The following is a 13,604-nucleotide window of genomic DNA, read 5'->3' as shown; positions in this document are numbered from 1 at the left end:
GCCCGGTGTTCTTCCCGCCTCAGCCCGGCCAGTAGGTGCGGGTCCACGACGCCGGGCCCGGCACCGGTACGCGGGCCGAGGCGATCCTGTTCGGGTCGGACCACGCGTCCCTCGGGCCTTCCGCGCCGGACGGCGTTGCCGCTGCCGCCGCGGCGCGGACGCGGACCACCGCCAGGGCGGCGGCCAGCTCCTCCGGGGTCGGGTTGCCTCGTACGACCTTGATGTTCATGACCGCTCCCAGGGGCAGCATGGCTTGGCGGGGACTAGAGGGGGATGTTGCCGTGCTTCTTCGGGGGGAGGGATTCCCGCTTGGTGCGCAGCTGACGCAGGCCGCGGACGATGTGGGCGCGGGTGTCGGACGGCATGATCACCGCGTCGACGTAGCCGCGCTCGGCCGCGACGTAGGGGTTGAGGAGCGTGTCCTCGTACTCCTGGATCAGCCGGGCCCGGACCGCTTCCACGTCCTCTCCATTCGCCTCCGCCTCGGCGAGCGTGCGGCGGTGCAGGATGTTGACCGCGCCCTGGGCGCCCATGACGGCGATCTGGGCGGTCGGCCAGGCCAGGTTGAGGTCGGCGCCCAGGTGCTTGGAGCCCATGACGTCGTAGGCGCCGCCGAAGGCCTTGCGGGTGATCACGGTGATCAGGGGGACGGTGGCTTCCGCGTAGGCGTAGATCAGCTTCGCGCCGCGGCGGATGATGCCGGTGTGCTCCTGGTCGACGCCGGGGAGGAACCCGGGCACGTCCACGAAGGTGAGCACCGGGATGTTGAAGGCGTCGCAGGTGCGCACGAAGCGGGCGGCCTTCTCGCTCGCGTCGATGTCCAGGCAGCCGGCGAACTGCATCGGCTGGTTGGCCACGACACCGACCGGACGGCCCTCGACCCGGCCGAGGCCGGTGACCATGTTCGGCGCGAAGAGCGCCTGCGTCTCGAAGAACTCGGCGTCGTCCAGGACGTGTTCGACCACCGTGCGGATGTCGTACGGCTGGTTCGCGCTGTCCGGGACCAGGGTGTCCAGCTCGCGGTCCTCGTCATTGAGGGCGAGGTCCGCCTCCTCCGGGAAGACCGGGGGTTCGGAGAGGTTGTTGGACGGCAGGTACGACAGCAGCTGCTTGACGTACTCGATGGCGTCCTTCTCGTCGCCGGCCATGTGGTGGGCCACGCCGGAGGCGGTGTTGTGGGTGCGGGCGCCGCCCAGCTCCTCGAAGCCGACGTCCTCGCCGGTGACCGTCTTGATGACGTCCGGGCCGGTGATGAACATGTGCGAGGTCTGGTCGACCATCACCGTGAAGTCGGTGATCGCGGGGGAGTAGACCGCGCCGCCCGCGCACGGGCCGACGACCAGGCTGATCTGCGGGATCACACCGGAGGCGTGGGTGTTGCGGCGGAAGATCTCGCCGTACGCGCCGAGGGAGGCGACGCCTTCCTGGATGCGGGCGCCGCCGGAGTCGTTGATGCCGATGACCGGGCAGCCGGTCTTCAGCGCGAAGTCCATGACCTTGACGATCTTCTGGCCGTAGACCTCGCCGAGCGCGCCGCCGAAGACCGTGAAGTCCTGCGAGAAGACGGCGACGGGACGGCCGTCGACGGTGCCGTAGCCGGTGACGACGCCGTCGCCGTACGGGCGGTTCTTCTCCAGGCCGAAGTTGGTGGAGCGATGCCGGGCGAACTCGTCCAGCTCCACGAAGGAGCCCTCGTCCAGCAGCAGCTCGATCCGCTCACGGGCCGTCAGCTTGCCCTTGGCGTGCTGCTTTTCGACAGCGCGTGCCGAGCCTGCGTGCGTCGCCTCGTGAATACGGCGCTGCAGATCCGCGAGCTTGCCCGCGGTCGTGTGAATGTCGATCTCTTCCGGCTCGGACATCGGGATACGGCTCCCTGCCTGCTCAAAAGGGGGGACGGTTACTCATCCGTAGGGTAGTGCTGGGTCCGGCGATCAGCACTGCGTCGTTTACCACACCTAGGGTGGCTTGCATGACGCCCCGAGATGCAGCAGACGACAACGGCAGCCGCTGGTCCGACCTCGACCGTCCGCCCCTGAACGCAGCCGCGTTGCGCCGGGGGCTGGTGCGCGAGGGCGGGCTGTGGACCGGCCTGGAGGTCACCCGGCGGACCGGCTCGACCAACAACGACCTGGTGGCGCGGGCCGTCGCCGGCGAGGCGGCGGAGGGAGCGGTGCTGGTGGCGGAGGAACAGACGGCCGCCCGGGGCCGCCTGGACCGCCGGTGGACGGCACCGCCGCGCTCGGGCCTGTTCTTCTCCGTCCTTCTGCGCCCCGCCCAGGTCCCGGTGTCCCGCTGGGGCTGGCTGCCGCTGCTCACGGGGGTCGCCGTGGCCACCGGGCTGTCCCGGGCGGCGGGCGTGGACACGGCGCTGAAGTGGCCGAACGACCTGCTGGTGACCGTCGGCGGCGAGGAACGCAAGGCCGGTGGCATCCTCGCGGAGCGGGCCGGCGAGGACGGCGTCGTCATCGGCGTCGGCATCAACGTCACCCTGCGGGCGGAGGAACTCCCGGTCCCGCAGGCCGGGTCGCTGGCGCTGGCCGGGGCGGTGGGCACGGACCGGGACCCGCTGCTGCGGGCGGTGCTGCGGGCGCTGGAGGACTGGTACGGGCGGTGGCGGACGGCGGGCGGGGATCCCGCCGCCTGCGGACTGCAGGAGACGTACGCGGCGGGGTGCGCGACGCTGGGGCGCAGCGTGCGGGCCATCCTGCCCGGGGAGCGGGAGATCGTGGGCGAGGCGGTGGCGGTCGACGGGGACGGACGCCTGGTCATCGCCACGCAGGAGGGTGTGCAGGAGCCGGTGGGGGCGGGGGACATCGTGCATCTGCGGCCTGCGTGACGGTCGCCTGATGCCTGCGGCGCTTGTGCGGCTGGGCGGGGGCGTGGGCGTCGTGCGTGTGTGGTCTGTGTGGTGGGTGGCTGCGGCGCGTGTGGTGGGTGCCGGCGGCGCATCTGCGGCTGGGTGGGGGTGCGCGCAGCGCGCGGTGCGGGGGTGAGGTCGGGGCCGCGCCGGGGGTGTCCGTCCTCGGTCGGGCGGTTCTGTGTCTTGGCTGTGGCCCGGTGACTGACGCCCGCCGCTGCGGGCGGACACCCCCCGGCACGTCCCCTTCCCGCCGTCGGCGGCTGCGGCGCCGTCGCCCTGAGGCCTACGGGCCGGCAGCTGCCCGAGGAGCGGCCACCCGGCACCGCGCACATACCGCTGGCCAAACCCGACGGAGTGAGCTGGCGCACACCTGCCGTAGAGTTGAGGCCGGTCGATACCTGACCGCGGCAGATCGGAAGGGCAGCAGGCGTGACCGTCGACGACACGGGCTCCGGCGAGGGCGCGGACGCCGCCGACACCGGCGAGGACCCGCTGGCCCTGCGCCTCGAGCAGCTCATCCTGGGCGCCGAGCGCCGCTACACCCCGTTCCAGGCGGCCCGCAGCGCCGGTGTCTCCATGGAACTGGCATCGAGGTTCTGGCGGGCCATGGGGTTCGCCGACATCGGGCAGGCCAAGGCGCTCACCGAGGCCGACGTGCTGGCCCTGCGCCGCCTCGCCGGTCTGGTCGAGGCGGGACTGCTGAGCGAGGCCATGGCGGTGCAGGTGGCCCGGTCTACCGGGCAGACCACCGCCCGGTTGGCGGAATGGCAGATGGATTCCTTCCTGGAGGGCCTGACCGAGCCCCCCGAGCCGGGGATGACCCGCACCGAGGTGACATACCCGATCGTCGAGCTGCTCCTGCCCGAGCTGGAGGAGTTCCTCGTCTATGTGTGGCGCCGCCAGCTCGCCGCCTCGGCGGGGCGTGTCGTGCAGTCGGCCGATGACGAGGAGATGGTCGACCGTCGGCTCGCCGTCGGCTTCGCCGACCTGGTGGGATTCACGCGGCTGACCCGCCGGATGGAGGAGGAGGAACTCGGCGAGCTGGTCGAGGCCTTCGAGACCACCGCCGCCGACCTGGTCGCCGCGCGTGGTGGACGGCTCATCAAGACCCTCGGTGACGAGGTGCTGTACGCCGCCGACGACGCGGGCACCGCCGCGGACATCGCGATGCGGCTGGTCGAGACGATGGCGAACGACGAGACGATGCCCGAGCTGCGCGTCGGCATGGCGTTCGGCACGGTCACCACGCGCATGGGCGATGTGTTCGGCACGACGGTGAACCTGGCCTCCCGGCTGACCTCGATAGCACCGCGCGACGCCGTGCTCGTGGACAGCGCCTTCGCCGAGGAGCTGATCCGCACCGGCGAGGCGCCCGCCTCGGAGGCGGAGGCGGCAGAGGCCGCGGCGGCCGCCGAGAAGGAGGGCGAGGAGCCGCCGGTGTACCGCTTCGCGCTCCAGCCGATGTGGCAGCGCCCGGTCCGCGGGCTCGGCGTGGTCGAGCCCTGGCTGCTGAACCGCCGCGAGGGCCGTCCCTGACGCTACCTGCCCTTCGGCAGGTCCACGCACAGGCCGATCACCGGCACGCACAGCCCGCCCGGATCCGGGTCCGGCTCCGATGCGCTGGGGCCGGGCGCCGGGGTGGTGGGAGCCGGGCGCCCGGTCGTCGGCTCCGGGTGCGGGGCGCTCGGCGGCGCCGGGAGCGGCGGGGTGCCGGCCGGCGCGGTGCTCGGGGCCGTGGTCCGGCCGGACGGCGCAGCCGTGGGCGTGACCGGAGCCGTACGGGCCCGCGTCGGCCCGGTGGCCGTCGGGGCGGGGCTGGTGCCGCCCATGGCGGAGGTCGCCGAGGGCAGGGCGGCGGGGGAGGTGGCGACCGTGGCGGCCGTGTTCGCCGCGTGGTCCGTGGCGCCGCCGGTGCCGAGCCGGGGCTCGGCCTCCGCGGTGCCGGGGGAGCCGGCCCCCGGGTCCGGGGCGGCGACCCGGACCAGGCTGAGCGCTCCCGCGGCCAGGGCGAGGCCGCCCGCGGCGAGCAGCACCTTGCGGGGACGCGGCTTGCGGTGCCGCCCGCGCCGCGCACCGCCGGGTGCGGCGCTCTCGTCCGGTTCCGCCTGGACCTGTGCACGTATCGGTGTCATGGCTTCCCTCCCCGCCGTGCGCCCCCCGGGTGCGCCGTGGCGGACGCACGCTATGCGGTCCTGTGGGCGATGTGGGCCGAGACGGCCGGGATGTCACTCGAACGGGCGTAGCCCCCCGGGGTTCTCCGGGACCGGTACGGCTGCGATGATCGGGCCGTCAGTGAGTTAACCCGCGTTAACGCGTGAGCCGGAGGGTGTCATGGGCGAGGAGCGGTTCGGGGAGTTCGTGCTGGTGCGGCGGCACGGGCACGTGGCGGAGCTGGTCATGGACCGGCCGGGGGCCATGAACGCCGTCTCCACGGAGATGGCCCGGTCGCTCGCGGGCGCGTGCGCCGCGCTGGCCGCCGATGCGGACGCGCGCGTGGTCGTGCTGACCTCCTCGCACGAGCGGGCGTTCTGTGTCGGGGCCGATCTGAAGGAGCGGAACTCCTTCAGCGACGCCGATCTGCGGCGGCAGCGGCCGGTGACGCGCGGGGCGTACACCGCGGTGCTGGAGCTGCCGATGCCGACGGTGGCGGCGGTGCACGGCTTCGCGCTGGGCGGCGGCTTCGAACTGGCCCTGTCCTGCGACCTGATCGTGGCCGACCGTACGGCGGTGGTGGGGCTGCCGGAGGTGTCCGTGGGCGTGATCCCGGGCGGCGGCGGCACACAGCTGCTGCCCCGGCGGGTCGGCGCGGCGCGCGCGGCCGAGCTGATCTTCTCGGCCCGGCGGGTGGAGGCGGCGGAGGCGGCCGGACTCGGGCTGGTGGACCGGCTCGTGGACGAGGGCCGGGACCGCGAGGAGGCGCTGGCGCTGGCCACGGGGATCGCCGCGAACTCGCCGGTCGGGCTGCGCGCCGCCAAGCGGGCCCTGCGGCTCGGCCACGGACTGGATCTGCGGGCCGGCCTGGAGGTGGAGGACGCGGCATGGCGCACGGTGGCCTTCTCGGGCGACCGGGCGGAGGGCGTGGCGGCCTTCAATGAGAAGCGCAAGCCGCAGTGGCCGGGCGAGTAGAACGTTCATCCACCTGTTCGCCGTACCAATGCCCCGATTACCCCAGATCCTCCCTAACCTGGAGTAATGGCTGAGGACAAGCGGCTCGCCGCCGTGGTGGCGCTGGCCCAGGGGATGGCGGCGGCACGCACCCCGCGGGAGTCGTGGCGGGCCGCGGCGCTCGGCGCCTGCCGGGCGCTGGACGGCAGCTTCGCCGCGCTGTCGGTGTGGGAGCGGGAGCTGGGGCGGCTGCGGGTCCTGGTGAACGTGGGGGACCGGCGCCCGGACGAGGAGGTCTTCCCCGAGGCCGAGACCTACCCGGTGTACCAGTTCCCGGAGATCACCGAGTTCCTGCACGAGCGGTGGGCCGGCGGCGGCGGGCCCAACGCCTGGGTGGAGACCGCCGAGGGCGCCGCCACCGGCACCCCCGGCTACTTCCACCGGCGCGTCGCCGCCCTGCGCCGCCGGGGCCGCGGCTGCTGTGTCGTCGCCCCGGTCCTGCTGCACGGCAGGGCCTGGGGCGAGGTCTACGTCGCCCGCGCCACCGGCGCCCCCGTCTTCGACCGGGCCGACGCCGACTTCGCCACCGTCCTGGCCGCCGTCGTGGCCGCCGGGCTCGCGCAGACCGAACGGCTGGAGGAGGCCCGCCGGCTCGCGTACACCGACGCCCTGACCGGACTCGCCAACCGCCGTGCCGTGGACGTCCGCCTGGAGGAGGCCGTCGAGCGGCACCGCGCCCGCGCCGTGGTCGTCAGCCTCGTCGTCTGCGATCTCAACGGGCTCAAACGGGTCAACGACACCCTCGGGCACGCCGTCGGCGACCGGCTGCTGGAACGCTTCGGCTCGGTGCTGTCGCTGTGCGGGGCGATGGTGCCGGGCGCGCTGGCCGCGCGGCTCGGCGGGGACGAGTTCTGTCTGCTGGCGGTGGGTCCGCCCGCTGACGACGTCGTCAAGGCCGCCGACGAACTGTGCCGCAGGGCAGGGGAGCTGGAGCTGGGGGAGGGGGTGGCGTGCGGGGTCGCCTCGACCGCGGATCCGATCGGTCCGGTGCTCGATGCCCGGCGGCTCTTCCGGCTCGCCGACGCCGCCCAGTACCGGGCCAAGGCCCTGCGCGCGGACCGGCCGGTGGTGGCGGGCCGGGAGGGACCGCAGGACCCGGTCGTACGGCTGGCGGACGAGCCGCCGCACCTGGCGCCCGCCGAGCGGCGCCGGTTCCGCGGGCGCCGGCCGTGAGGCGAAGCCCACACCTGCCGGTAAGGGGCGCTCCCGTTCCCCACTAGTGACATCCCCGCATTCAATGCGTACGCTCCTGAATATGGATATGCATACTGTGGTGGTGGGGACGTCCGGTGTCACGGCGTCCGACGTTCTCGCCGTGGCGCGCGGCGGTGCCCGGATCGAGCTGTCGGCACAGGCGGTGGCGGCCCTGGCCGCCGCCCGGGAGATCGTGGACGCCCTGGCCGCGAAGCCGGAGCCGGTCTACGGCGTCTCCACCGGTTTCGGAGCCCTGGCGACCCGGCACATCAGCCCCGAGCTGCGCGCCCAGCTGCAGCGCAACATCGTCCGCTCGCACGCCGCCGGCCTCGGGCCGAGGGTCGAGCGGGAAGTCGTACGGGCCCTGATGTTCCTGCGGCTCAAGACCGTCTGCTCGGGGCACACCGGGGTGCGCCCCGAGGTCGCGCAGACCATGGCCGACGTGCTCAACGCCGGGATCACCCCGGTCGTGCACGAGTACGGCTCCCTCGGCTGCTCCGGCGACCTCGCGCCCCTGTCCCACTGCGCCCTCACCCTCATGGGAGAGGGTGATGCCGAGGGCCCCGACGGGGTCGTACGGCCCGCCGGCGAGCTGCTCGCCGAGCACGGGATCAAGCCCGTCGAGCTGCGCGAGAAGGAGGGCCTGGCCCTCCTCAACGGCACCGACGGCATGCTCGGCATGCTGGTCATGGCCCTCGCCGACCTCGACACCCTCTACAAGTCCGCCGACGTCACCGCCGCCCTCAGCCTGGAGGCGCTGCTCGGCACCGACAAGGTGCTCGCCCCCGAGCTGCACGCCATCCGCCCGCACCCGGGCCAGGGCGCCTCCGCCGCCAACATGCTCGCCGTCCTCAAGGGGTCCCAGCTCACCGGGCACCACCAGGACGACGCCCCGCGCGTCCAGGACGCCTACTCCGTGCGCTGCGCCCCGCAGGTCGCCGGCGCCGGACGCGACACCATCACGCACGCCCGGCTGGTCGCCGAGCGCGAGCTGGCCTCCGCCGTCGACAACCCGGTCGTGCTGCCCGACGGCCGCGTGGAGTCCAACGGCAACTTCCACGGCGCGCCCGTCGCCTACGTGCTGGACTTCCTCGCCATCGCCGCCGCCGACCTCGGCTCCATCGCCGAGCGCCGCACCGACCGGCTGCTGGACAAGAACCGCAGCCACGGGCTGCCGCCGTTCCTCGCCGACGACGCGGGCGTCGACTCCGGCCTGATGATCGCCCAGTACACGCAGGCCGCCCTGGTCAGCGAGATGAAGCGGCTCGCCGTACCCGCCTCCGCGGACTCCATCCCGTCCTCCGCCATGCAGGAGGACCACGTCTCCATGGGCTGGTCGGCCGCGCGCAAGCTGCGCACCGCCGTCGACAACCTCACCCGGATCATCGCGATCGAGCTGTACGCGGCGAGCCGCGCGATAGAGCTGCGCGAGGGTCTGACCCCCGCGCCCGCCTCACGGGCCGTCATCGAGGCCGCGCGCGCCGCCGGGGTGCAGGGCCCGGGCCCGGACCGGTTCCTGGCGCCCGACCTGGCCGCCGCCGACGCGTTCGTGCGCGGCGGTCACCTCGTCGCCGTGACGGAGTCGGTCACCGGCCCGCTGCAGTAGCCCCGCACAAGGAAGGGGGCCCCTGCCGGGTGCCGGGCCCCTGTCCCTTCGTCACCTCAGCTTGGCCTGCTGCGCCTTGACGACCGCCGGCGACACCACGTACGCCTTCTTGTCCATCATCGCGCCCAGGTTCGACGTGAAGTAGACCGACAGGGAGTTCCCGGTCCGGACGACCTCGGCGTGGACCGGCGCCGGGTCCCCGTCGCCGGTGTCCATGGTCGCGGTGAACGCCACCAGCCCGTCCCCGGCGGCCGTGGCCTTCTCCTCGGCGACCTTGGTGAACCTCATCTTCGTGCCCGCCTGCGCGGCGGGGAAGCCGCCCGCACAGGCGGGCACGGCCGCGCGGACCGACGCGAGCGCCTTCTCGGCGCCGTCGCCGTCGTACGAGGCCAGGGTGACCGTGGTGACGTCCCGGTCCAGGGACTTGTGGATCGCTTCCGCGAACTTCCCGTCGGCCAGGTCGTCCATGGAAGTCGCCTTGTCCGTGGGGTCCTTCGTCTGGTTCTCCGTGGCCAGGCGGTCGGTCTGCGCCGCCGCCCCGACCGGCGGGAGCCCGCTCATCACGCGGGCCAGCGGCCCGCACTGCGCACTGCCGGTCGTGATCGGCTTGGCGCGGGTGGCCGGCACCGGTGCCACCTTGTAGCCGGGGACCTCGCCCTCGGCGACGATCAGCTTCTTCAACTCCGCGGCGCTCAGCGCCTTCGCGGCCGCACCCGAGTCCTTCGACCCGCCGGCCCCCGAGCCCTTCGAACCCCCGCCGGAACAGCCCGTGACAAGGGCGAACGACAGCGCACCCACAGTTGCCGCAGCGCACAGTCGCACGCCCGATGATCTCTTCATGGGCGCACTATGTGGGCACGTTCAAAGAATCGTCAAGGAAATTAAAAGCCCAGGCGTTCGCGGCGCACCGAATACACCACGAATCCGGCACCCACGGCGAGGAAGAGCGTGCCGCCGACGACGTACGGCGTGGTGTCGGGGCTTCCGGTGTCGGCGAGTTCGGTGCCCTCCTCCTCATAGGAGGCGGCCGCCGACGACACCGCCCTGGCCTGCTGTGTGATCTGCGTCGTGGAGGTCTCCGCGCCGGCTCTGGCCGGGGCGTCCTGTGACGCGTTCGCGGACGGGACGAACCACAGTGCGCAGAGCAGAGTGCCCGCGGCGGTGGCGGTCAGCAGCGGACGGCGAGCGGATGACACGGAATATCGATCCCCTTGTGACGCTGGCGAATTGGCCGTGTGGGGCGATGTTAGTGAAAGTCGCGGGTCACAGGAAAGTCACGGGAGGTTTCAGCCGTACGCTCGCGCCATGAGTGCTGAAGAGACATCACGTTTTGTACGGCTCCAGGTGGATCTGGTCCTCGAGGTGCGCGACGAGGGCGAGGTGAGCAAGGCCGCGCTGCGTCGGCTCGCCGAGGATCCGGAGCTGCCGGCGGCGGAGCGGGCGCAGGCCGAGGGCGCTGTGACGGAAGACACCGCGGAGGCCCTCGCCTATCTCGTCGACCCGTTCGGCCTGGTCAGTGAGGTGCCCGGGGTGGAGCTGCAGCAGGCGTCCTGGTCCAGCGAGCGGGTCGACTACGACCCGGACTCGCCCGACTGGCACTTGGGCGAGGATGATGGGGAGGACGACGCGGACGACGAGTGAGCGGACGGCATGGGCTGAGCGTCCCGGGGCAGAACTGACCCCGGACGGCAACCGCCGTCCGGGGTTTTGTCGTCTCAGGGAGCGCACGGGCCGCCTCCCGCACCACCCGCAGCGTGGCGAACGTGGTGTGCCCCACAGATCCATTGGATGTGGAACGGGACCATGCGGCCGTAGCGTTGAAGGTTAAAAGTCTTACGGGGACTCTCGGGGATTCGCGACTCGGCAACGATGGAGAAGCTTGTGATGACGGACAGTAAGCGGCGCAGGGGTCTGATGGCCGCGTCCGCTCTGCTCGGCAGTGTGCTGATGCTTTCGGCGTGTTCCGGCGGTGGCAAGGCCTCTGCCGGCGGCAGCGGTGACACCTCGCAGGCGAAGGCCGACGCGGCCGCTGCGAAGAAGTCGTCCGAGGCGCAGATCACGATCACGCCCAAGGACGGCTCCGACAACGCATCCATCAACAACTCCGCGACCGTCACGGTCAGCAAGGGCACCCTCACCGGCGTCACGATGACCACCGAGGCCGGCAAGGCCGTCGCCGGTCAGCTCGCCGCCGACAAGCACAGCTGGAAGCCGACCGCCCAACTGGACCGCTCCACCACGTACAAGGTCTCCGCCGAGGCCACGGACTCCCAGGGCCGCGTGGCGCACGAGAACGCGTCCTTCACCACGGTCTCCCCGGCCAACAGCTTCATAGGCACCTACACCCCGGACGACGGCTCCACCGTGGGTGTCGGCATGCCCGTGTCGATCAACTTCGACAAGGCGATAACCAACAAGGCGGCCGTGCAGAAGGACATCACGGTCACCTCCAGCAGCGGCCAGGAGGTCGTCGGCCACTGGTTCGGCGCCAACCGCCTGGACTTCCGGCCCGAGCAGTACTGGAAGGAGGGCTCCACCGTCACCCTCAAGCTGGCGCTCGACGGCGTCGAGGGCGCGCCCGGCATCCACGGCGTCCAGCAGAAGACGGTCACCTTCCACATCGGCCGCAACCAGGTCTCCTACGTCGACGCGAAGACCAAGCAGATGAAGGTCACGCAGGACGGCAAGGTCGTCAAGACCATCCCGATCTCCGCCGGCGCCCCCGAGCACACCACGTACGAGGGCCAGATGGTGATCTCCGAGAAGTTCACCCAGACCCGGATGAACGGCGCGACGGTCGGCTTCAAGGACTCCGACGGCAAGGGCGAGTACGACATCAAGGACGTACCCCACGCCATGCGCCTGACCAGCTCCGGCACCTTCATCCACGGCAACTACTGGGGTGCCCCGTCCGTGTTCGGCTCGGTCAACACCAGCCACGGCTGTGTCGGCCTGCAGGACGTGAAGGGCGCGGGCGACAAGAACATGCCGGCGGCGTGGTTCTACAACAACTCGCTGGTCGGTGACGTCGTGGTCGTCCAGAACACGGGCGACAAGACGGTCGCCCCGGACAACGGCCTCAACGGCTGGAACATGAACTGGGCGCAGTGGAAGGCCGGTTCGGCCGCCTGACGTCGCGTTCTCCACAGATTTCCGGTGCCGCCCCCAGGGGCGGCACCGGTGTTTCCGGGCGCGAACACAGCCTTCTCATCGTTCTTTTATGCCGGCCTTATGGTGCCATCACGGTCCGTACCTAGCTTGCGGGCCATGTTCTTCACCTACCTGAGGCGCGAACTGCGCCGCCGCAGAAAGGCGGCCCTGGTCGTCGCCTCCGGCCTCGCGCTGGGCATCGCGCTGGTCATCGTGGTCAACTCCGTGTCCAACGGCATGGGCAAGGCCCAGGACAAGGTCCTGCAGTCGCTGTACGGCCTCGGTACGGACATGACGGTCACCAAGGCGTCGACGCCCGGCGCGGACAGCTCCGGGCAGCCCCGCTTCCAGTTCGGCGCGCGGAACAACGGCGACAGCTCGACCCAGAGCAGCGACCGGGTCCGGGTGCAGGGCTTCACCACCCTGGCCGCCTCGACGGTCACCGAGGTCGGCGACCAGAAGGGTGTCTCGAGCGCGGTCGGCGGGCTGAGCCTCAATGTGTTCAAGGTCAGCGGCCAGTTCACGCGCGGTCAGTTCCAGCAGGACGGAGGTGGCGCCGGCGGCTTCCGGCGCGGCGGTTCCGGCCGGCCGCAGGGTGAGGTCAAGGGCGGCGGCGCCGACTTCGGCATCAACCAGTACACGGTCTTCGGGACCGACGTCGCGCACACCGCGCTCGGCCCGCTGACCTCCTCGAAGATCACCAGCGGCCGTACCTTCAGGGCCACCGAGACGAACGCCAAGGTGGCGCTCGCCGACTCGGCGTACGCGAAGACGAAGAGCTACAAGGTCGGCTCGGCCGTCACCATCAAGGGCACCAGGTTCACGGTCATCGGCATCGCCACCGCCAGCAGCGGCGACCCGGCGGCCAACCTGTACATCCCGCTCCGGCAGGCGCAGGGCCTCGCGGACGAGAAGGACAAGGTCACCACGATCTACGTCAAGGCGACCGACTCCCAGCAGATCGGCTCCGTCAAGAGCGCCATCCAGAAGAACGTCCCGGGTACGACGGTCACCACGTCCGCCGACCTGGCGAAGACGGTCTCCGGCTCGCTGTCCACCGCCTCCTCCCTCGCCACTGACGTCGGCAAGTGGCTGTCCATCGCGGTGCTGGTGGCCGCGTTCCTGGTGGCCGGCCTGCTGACCTCGTCCGCGGTCTCCCGCCGCGTGCGCGAGTTCGGCACGCTGAAGGCGCTGGGCTGGAAGTCGGGCCGGGTGACCCGGCAGGTGGTCGGCGAGGCCGTCGTCAACGGCCTGGTCGGCGGCGCACTCGGCATCGCCCTCGGCCTCGCGGGCGCCTACCTCGTCACGGCCGTCAGCCCCACCCTCCAGGCGCAGCTCGGCGGGGGCGGCGGCGCGGGCGCCGGCGGCTTCGGGGGCCCGGGCGGCGGCTTCGGCAGTGGTGGCTTCGGCGGCCCGGGCCGCCAGGCGGCGAAGACCCTGGAGGTGGCCCTCACGGCCCCGGTCAGCGTCATGACGATCGTCCTCGCGGTGGGCCTCGCGGTGGCGGGTGGGCTCATCGCCGGTGCCTTCGGCGGGTGGCGGGCGTCCCGCCTGAGGCCGGCGGACGCGCTGCGGCGGGTGGAGTGAGGGCCACCCCGGCCCAGGCACACACCCCGACCCTCACCCAGG

13 protein-coding genes are annotated in these 13,604 nt (G+C 72.3%); 8 read left to right on the top strand and 5 right to left on the bottom strand.

The genetic code is table 11. The features are described 5' to 3' along the window. Positions 1-19 precede the first annotated feature (19 nt). Entirely contained in the window at positions 20-229 is a 210-nt protein-coding gene (locus A6P39_RS17485; RefSeq protein ID WP_067041816.1) for an acyl-CoA carboxylase epsilon subunit, read from the bottom strand. A 34-nt stretch (positions 230-263) separates the two neighbouring features. After that, positions 264-1,859 (bottom strand): acyl-CoA carboxylase subunit beta, encoded by a 1,596-nt coding sequence (locus tag A6P39_RS17480; protein ID WP_067041819.1) that lies wholly within the window; start codon positions 1,857-1,859, stop codon positions 264-266. Positions 1,860-1,969: 110 nt separating this feature from the next. On the opposite strand from A6P39_RS17480, the gene A6P39_RS17475 reads away from it, so the two are divergent. After that, the gene (locus A6P39_RS17475) at positions 1,970-2,836 is read left to right on the top strand and encodes a biotin--[acetyl-CoA-carboxylase] ligase (RefSeq protein ID WP_067041822.1); all 867 of its coding nucleotides are present in this window, start codon (positions 1,970-1,972) and stop codon (positions 2,834-2,836) included. A gap of 453 nt (positions 2,837-3,289) precedes the next feature. After that, positions 3,290-4,396: an adenylate/guanylate cyclase domain-containing protein gene (locus A6P39_RS17470; protein WP_067041825.1), complete on the top strand. Its 1,107-nt coding sequence runs from the start codon at positions 3,290-3,292 to the stop codon at positions 4,394-4,396. 2 nt (positions 4,397-4,398) lie between these two features. Here the strand turns inward: A6P39_RS17470 and A6P39_RS17465 are convergent, their stop codons facing one another. After that, positions 4,399-4,992: a hypothetical protein gene (locus A6P39_RS17465; protein WP_234378785.1), complete on the bottom strand. Its 594-nt coding sequence runs from the start codon at positions 4,990-4,992 to the stop codon at positions 4,399-4,401. A gap of 199 nt (positions 4,993-5,191) precedes the next feature. Here A6P39_RS17465 and A6P39_RS17460 point away from each other — a divergent pair, with 199 nt between their 5' ends. The 3 genes from A6P39_RS17460 to hutH all read left to right on the top strand — a co-directional run bounded on the left by A6P39_RS17460 (position 5,192) and on the right by hutH (position 8,825). Next, positions 5,192-5,986: an enoyl-CoA hydratase/isomerase family protein gene (locus A6P39_RS17460; protein ID WP_067041828.1), complete on the top strand. Its 795-nt coding sequence runs from the start codon at positions 5,192-5,194 to the stop codon at positions 5,984-5,986. Between the two features lie 66 nt (positions 5,987-6,052). Beyond that, positions 6,053-7,198, top strand: a complete 1,146-nt coding sequence (locus A6P39_RS17455; RefSeq protein WP_067041831.1) for a GGDEF domain-containing protein — start codon at positions 6,053-6,055, stop codon at positions 7,196-7,198. An 88-nt stretch (positions 7,199-7,286) separates the two neighbouring features. Beyond that, positions 7,287-8,825, top strand: coding sequence for a histidine ammonia-lyase (gene hutH / locus A6P39_RS17450; RefSeq protein WP_067041834.1), 1,539 nt, complete (start codon positions 7,287-7,289; stop codon positions 8,823-8,825). A gap of 51 nt (positions 8,826-8,876) precedes the next feature. On the opposite strand, the gene A6P39_RS17445 is transcribed toward hutH, so the two are convergent. Further along, positions 8,877-9,665 carry a hypothetical protein gene (locus tag A6P39_RS17445; protein ID WP_234378786.1) on the bottom strand — a complete coding sequence of 263 codons (789 nt, stop codon included), beginning with the start codon at positions 9,663-9,665 and terminating at the stop codon, positions 8,877-8,879. A 41-nt stretch (positions 9,666-9,706) separates the two neighbouring features. After that, positions 9,707-10,021 (bottom strand): LAETG motif-containing sortase-dependent surface protein, encoded by a 315-nt coding sequence (locus tag A6P39_RS17440; protein WP_067041840.1) that lies wholly within the window; start codon positions 10,019-10,021, stop codon positions 9,707-9,709. 109 nt (positions 10,022-10,130) lie between these two features. Here A6P39_RS17440 and A6P39_RS17435 point away from each other — a divergent pair, with 109 nt between their 5' ends. The 3 genes from A6P39_RS17435 (at position 10,131) to A6P39_RS17425 (ending at position 13,562) form a co-directional block, all read left to right on the top strand. After that, the gene (locus A6P39_RS17435) at positions 10,131-10,466 is read left to right on the top strand and encodes a hypothetical protein (RefSeq protein WP_067041841.1); all 336 of its coding nucleotides are present in this window, start codon (positions 10,131-10,133) and stop codon (positions 10,464-10,466) included. Between the two features lie 243 nt (positions 10,467-10,709). Beyond that, on the top strand, positions 10,710-11,957 hold the full coding sequence (locus A6P39_RS17430; protein WP_199840725.1) for a L,D-transpeptidase: 1,248 nt from the start codon (positions 10,710-10,712) through the stop codon (positions 11,955-11,957). Between the two features lie 135 nt (positions 11,958-12,092). Next, on the top strand, positions 12,093-13,562 hold the full coding sequence (locus A6P39_RS17425) for an ABC transporter permease (protein WP_067041851.1): 1,470 nt from the start codon (positions 12,093-12,095) through the stop codon (positions 13,560-13,562). Positions 13,563-13,604 lie beyond the last annotated feature (42 nt).

Source organism: Streptomyces sp. FXJ1.172, from assembly GCF_001636945.3.
GTDB lineage: Bacteria > Actinomycetota > Actinomycetes > Streptomycetales > Streptomycetaceae > Streptomyces.
The sequence above is the reverse complement of the archived record's forward strand: the minus strand, read 5'-3'. Positions and strand labels throughout refer to the sequence as shown.

Coding starts and splice junctions, on each gene's coding strand:
- hutH (WP_067041834.1), top strand. CDS start 7,287: ATGCATACTGTGGTGGTGGGGACGTCCGGTGTCACGGCGTCCGACGTT.
- A6P39_RS17425 (WP_067041851.1), top strand. CDS start 12,093: ATGTTCTTCACCTACCTGAGGCGCGAACTGCGCCGCCGCAGAAAGGCG.
- A6P39_RS17460 (WP_067041828.1), top strand. CDS start 5,192: ATGGGCGAGGAGCGGTTCGGGGAGTTCGTGCTGGTGCGGCGGCACGGG.
- A6P39_RS17480 (WP_067041819.1), bottom strand. CDS start 1,859: ATGTCCGAGCCGGAAGAGATCGACATTCACACGACCGCGGGCAAGCTC.
- A6P39_RS17485 (WP_067041816.1), bottom strand. CDS start 229: ATGAACATCAAGGTCGTACGAGGCAACCCGACCCCGGAGGAGCTGGCC.
- A6P39_RS17465 (WP_234378785.1), bottom strand. CDS start 4,992: ATGACACCGATACGTGCACAGGTCCAGGCGGAACCGGACGAGAGCGCC.
- A6P39_RS17475 (WP_067041822.1), top strand. CDS start 1,970: ATGACGCCCCGAGATGCAGCAGACGACAACGGCAGCCGCTGGTCCGAC.
- A6P39_RS17455 (WP_067041831.1), top strand. CDS start 6,053: ATGGCTGAGGACAAGCGGCTCGCCGCCGTGGTGGCGCTGGCCCAGGGG.
- A6P39_RS17430 (WP_199840725.1), top strand. CDS start 10,710: ATGACGGACAGTAAGCGGCGCAGGGGTCTGATGGCCGCGTCCGCTCTG.
- A6P39_RS17435 (WP_067041841.1), top strand. CDS start 10,131: ATGAGTGCTGAAGAGACATCACGTTTTGTACGGCTCCAGGTGGATCTG.
- A6P39_RS17445 (WP_234378786.1), bottom strand. CDS start 9,665: ATGAAGAGATCATCGGGCGTGCGACTGTGCGCTGCGGCAACTGTGGGT.